The 4,640-nt window shown below is 71.3% G+C and carries 3 protein-coding genes; 2 read left to right on the forward strand and 1 reads right to left on the reverse strand.

Annotation, left to right across the window (positions count from 1 at the left end):
* The coding region (locus tag AB0C69_RS38285; protein ID WP_360360847.1) for an AMP-binding protein at window positions 1–676 on the reverse strand (676 nt) is incomplete at its 3' end.
* A gap of 291 nt (window positions 677–967) precedes the next feature.
* Between AB0C69_RS38285 and AB0C69_RS38290 the strand changes: the two genes are divergently transcribed.
* Both AB0C69_RS38290 and leuS read left to right on the forward strand, forming a co-directional pair.
* Window positions 968–1,582 carry a hypothetical protein gene (locus AB0C69_RS38290; protein ID WP_345183137.1) on the forward strand — a complete coding sequence of 205 codons (615 nt, stop codon included), beginning with the start codon at window positions 968–970 and terminating at the stop codon, window positions 1,580–1,582.
* A gap of 228 nt (window positions 1,583–1,810) precedes the next feature.
* Window positions 1,811–4,273: a leucine--tRNA ligase gene (leuS, locus tag AB0C69_RS38295; RefSeq protein ID WP_360360851.1), complete on the forward strand. Its 2,463-nt coding sequence runs from the start codon at window positions 1,811–1,813 to the stop codon at window positions 4,271–4,273.
* Window positions 4,274–4,640: the final 367 nt, after the last annotated feature.

The following is a 4,640-nucleotide window of genomic DNA, read 5'->3' on the forward strand; positions in this document are numbered from 1 at the left end:
GCCCGAAGTTGTGGAACAGCGGCAGCGTGACCAGCGACGTGTCGTGCAGCGTCCGGTAGAAGAGCGTGTCGTCCACCATGGCGTTCATGAGGAGGTTGCTGTGCGTGAGCTCGGCGCCCTTCGGCTGCCCGGTCGTCCCGCTGGTGTAGATGATCACGGCGGTGTCGTCCGGCCCGGTCCGCGCCGTCTCGAAGGTGCCCGGCTTCCCCGCGAGCGCGGCCCAGAACAGCTCGGCCCCCTCCACCGGGGACTCGGCGGCGGACGGGTCGGCGGGCAGCAGGAAGAGGTGCTCGCACCCCTCCGCCTGCTCGAACCCGGCGCGCCCCATCTCGCCGAGCGGCAGCTCCGGCGTGCCCTCGAAGCAGAAGAACGCCTTGGCGCCGGAGTCGCCGAGGTGGTAGGCGATCTCCCGCGGCTTGAGCAGCACGTTCAGCGGGACGACCACCGCCCCCGCCTTGAGCGCCCCGAAGTACACCATCGGGAAGTAGGGGAGGTTCGGGCTGGACAGCGCCACCTTGTCGCCCGGCCCGACGCCGCGCTCGCGCAGCAGGTTCGCGACCTGGTTCGCGACCTGGTCGAGGAAGGAGTAGGAGAGCCGGAGGTCGCCGAACACGACGGCGTCGCGGTCGGGCGTCTCCCGGGCGGCGTCCTCCAGCAGCACGGACAGGTTGAGCATGGCACTCCTCGCGCGGAAAGGTGACCGGCCGGTTAGTTACCGGCGAGTGTATGAAACCGTTCCGCACATCCTGCTGCACGGGACGCGTCCGGCGCCATCGTTCGCAGGCCTTGACGTGGCGTTTTCGTCGTTGTGACGGTGCCTCCGCGGGCAGGATGATGGGCCGTCTTCGTCAGGTTCCCGGCTCTGTGACCGGATCCGGACGGTTCGGACGGACGCCGGGCCCGCGCCGGATGCCCGTCACCCCGCGGCGCTAGCATGTGCCGCTGCAGCGAGAAAGGGTGCGCAATCTTGATCATCTTCGGCTGGCGCGTGGTGTTCTTCACCCTGACCAGGGGAGTCTTCCACTGCCCCGGATGCGGCGGCGACCGCGAGTACCGCCGCAGGCAGGGGCGCAACTTCTTCACGCTGTTCTTCATCCCGGTCATCCCGCTGACGAAGGCCGGCGGCGAGTTCGTCGAGTGCGACACCTGCCACGGCCGCTGGAACCCCGCCGTGCTCGACGTGCCGACGACCGCGCAGCTCGCGCAGATGCCCGCGATGCTGCTGCGTATGGCGATCGCCCAGGTCCTGCGCTCCGGCGACTACACCAACGCGGCCGCCCGCTCCCGCGCGGTCGCCGTCGTCCGCCAGGCCGGCGAGCCCGGGTTCGACGAGTCCGCCCTGAACGCCGACCTCGGCCGCCCCTTCGACGAGGTCCGCGTCGAGATGGGGCGCGCCGCCTCCGCTCTCGCCCCCGAGGCGCGGGAGAGCATCCTGCGCGCCGCCGCCGAGATCGCGCTGGTCGACGGCCCGTTGACCGTCTCCGAGGAGGAGACGCTGTCCGCCGTGGGCGCCGACCTGGAGCTGACCCGCGTGCAGGTGACCGGCGTCGTGTCCATGGCCCGCCAGGAGTCGGGGCACTAAGTCACGGCGGGCGGGGTTGCGGTTGCGCTACTCTTGAGGTATGCCAGCCAGGCTGCTCCTCGAAGGACCGCGTTGACGCACTGACGTCAGCGTGGTGGCCCCTCCTGCGCGAGGGGCCGTTTCATGTCGGCGGACGGCCACGACCCAGCAGCAGGAACCGGAGTCAGAAGCGTGAGCAGCGACGTTCCCCACCGCGCAACGCCGGGGGGTGCAGGGGGGGCATCCCCCCTGAACGACGGGTACGACCCACGGGCGGTCCAGGACAAGTGGCAGGCCCGCTGGGAGGAGCTCGACCCGTTCAAGGCGGACGAGGAGGGCCCCGCCGAGGAGCGCCGCTACGCCCTGGACATGTTCCCCTACCCCAGCGGCGACCTGCACATGGGCCACGCGGAGGCGTTCGCCATCGGCGACGTCGTCGCGCGCTACTGGTTCCAGCGCGGCTTCAACGTCCTGCACCCGATCGGCTGGGACTCCTTCGGCCTGCCCGCCGAGAACGCCGCCATCAAGCGCGACTCGCACCCCGCCGAGTGGACCTACGCCAACATCGAGACGCAGGCGGCCTCCTTCCGCCGCTACGCCCCGTCCTTCGACTGGACGCGGCGCCTGCACACCTCCGACCCCGAGTACTACAAGTGGACGCAGTGGCTGTTCCTGCGCTTCTACGAGCGGGGCCTGGCCTACCGCAAGGGCGGCCACGTCAACTGGTGCCCGAAGGACCAGACCGTCCTGGCCAACGAGCAGGTCGTCGGCGGGCACTGCGAGCGCTGCGGCGCGCTGGTCGAGAAGCGCGTGCTGACCCAGTGGTACTTCAAGATCACCGAGTACGCGGACCGGCTGCTGGACGACATGGCGCAGCTGGAGGGCAAGTGGCCCGAGCGCGTCCTGCTGATGCAGCGCAACTGGATCGGCCGCTCCACCGGCGCCGACGTCGACTTCGTGATCGAGGGGCGCGACGAGCCCGTCAGCGTCTACACGACCCGTCCCGACACCCTGTACGGCGCCACCTTCATGGTCGTGGCCGCCGACGCCGCGCTGGCCGAGGAGATCTGCCACCCCGACCACCGCGCCGCGTTCGAGGCCTACCGCGACGAGGTCTCCCGCGAGAGCGAGATCGAGCGGCTGTCCACCGAGCGCGAGAAGACCGGCGTGTTCCTGGGCCGCTACGCGGTCAACCCGGTCAACGGCGAGCGGCTGCCCGTCTGGGCGTCCGACTACGTCCTGGCCGAGTACGGGCACGGCGCGATCATGGCCGTCCCGGCCCACGACCAGCGCGACCTGGACTTCGCGCTGAAGTTCGGCCTGCCCGTCCGCGTCGTCGTCGAGACCGGCCTGGCCGACCCCGCCGAGACCGGCGTCGCCACCCCCGGCGACGGTGCGATCGTCAACTCCGGCCCCATCGACGGGCTGACCAAGGCCGACGGCATCGCCCGCATCACCGCGATCCTGGAGGAGCGCGGCACCGGCCGCGCGTCGGTGAACTTCCGGCTGCGCGACTGGCTGGTCTCCCGCCAGCGATTCTGGGGCTGCCCGATCCCGATCGTGCACTGCGAGGCGTGCGGCGAGGTCCCCGTCCCCGACGACCAGCTGCCCGTGACCCTGCCCGAGGGCCTGCGCGGCGCCGACCTGGCCCCCAAGGGCACCTCGCCCCTGGCCGCCGCGTCCGACTGGGTGAACACCGAGTGCCCCAAGTGCGGCGGCGCCGCCACCCGCGACACCGACACCATGGACACGTTCGTCGACTCGTCCTGGTACTACTTCCGCTACTGCTCGCCCGGCTACGAGGGCGGCCCGTTCGACGTCGAGCAGGTCCGCAAGTGGATGCCGGTCGACCAGTACACGGGCGGCGTCGAGCACGCCATCCTGCACCTGCTGTACAGCCGGTTCTTCACCAAGGTCCTGCACGACATGGGCATGGTCGACTTCACCGAGCCCTTCACCCGGCTGCTGAACCAGGGCCAGGTGATCAACCAGGGCAAGGCGATGTCGAAGTCGCTGGGCAACGGCGTCGACCTGGGCGAGCAGATCGGCGAGTTCGGGGTGGACGTCGTCCGGCTGGCGATCCTGTTCTCCGGTCCGCCCGAGGACGACATCGACTGGGCCGACGTGTCCCCGCACGGCATGTCGAAGTTCCTGTCCCGCGTGCACCGCATCGCCACCGAGGTCTCCTCCGAGCCCGGCGTCGACGTCACCTCCGGCGACACGACCCTGCGCCGCGCCACGGCCCGCACGGTCGACGAGGTCACCACGCTGGTCGAGACGCAGCGGTTCAACGTCGCCATCGCGCGGATCATGGAGCTGGTCACCGCGACCCGCAGGGCCGTCGACTCCGGCCCCGGCGCCGCCGACCCGGCCGTCCGCGAGGCCGCCGAGACGATCGCGGTCCTGCTGTCGCTGTTCGCCCCCTACACCGCCGACGAGACGTGGGAGCTGCTGGGCCGCACCGCGCCGGTGGTCCGCGCGGGCTGGCCGTCCGCCGACCCCGCCCTGCTGGTGGAGGAGTCGGTCACCTGCGTCGTGCAGGTCGCCGGTAAGGTCCGCGACCGCCTGGACGTCCCGCCCGGCATCGCCGAGGAGGAACTGGAGCGCCGCGCCCTGGCCTCGCCCAAGGTCCAGGACGCCCTGGCCGGCGCCGACATCGCCAAGATCATCGTCCGCGCCCCCAAGATCGTCAACATCGTCCCCAAACGCTGACCCGACGCGACACGAGCACGCCGCCCGGACACTGCACCCTGCCCCAAGCAGTGTCCGGCCGGCGCGCCGCCCCGTCCAACCAAGCCACCGATCGTGCCCCCTGCGGCTCATGCGCCAGAGACAGGCCCCTATGCCCCTTGGCACGAGCTAGCAGGCGAGGCGCCACCCGAACCAGGCGCGCCACCTAACCAGCGCCCCCTGAAAAGGCGCGCCATGCGAGGCAACGCACCCCCGCGGGCGGCCCCTCGTGCCGAGGCGCGCGCAGCTTGAGTACGCGCGCCATGCGGGTCGTGCACCCGCCCTTAAGGGCGCCGTGCTGCTGGCCGGGTGCGTTGTCTGAGGTGGCGTGCCCACCTGGCTCATGCGC

Origin of the sequence: Actinomadura sp. NPDC048032 (assembly GCF_040653175.1) — a bacterium.
GTDB lineage: Bacteria > Actinomycetota > Actinomycetes > Streptosporangiales > Streptosporangiaceae > Spirillospora > Spirillospora verrucosospora.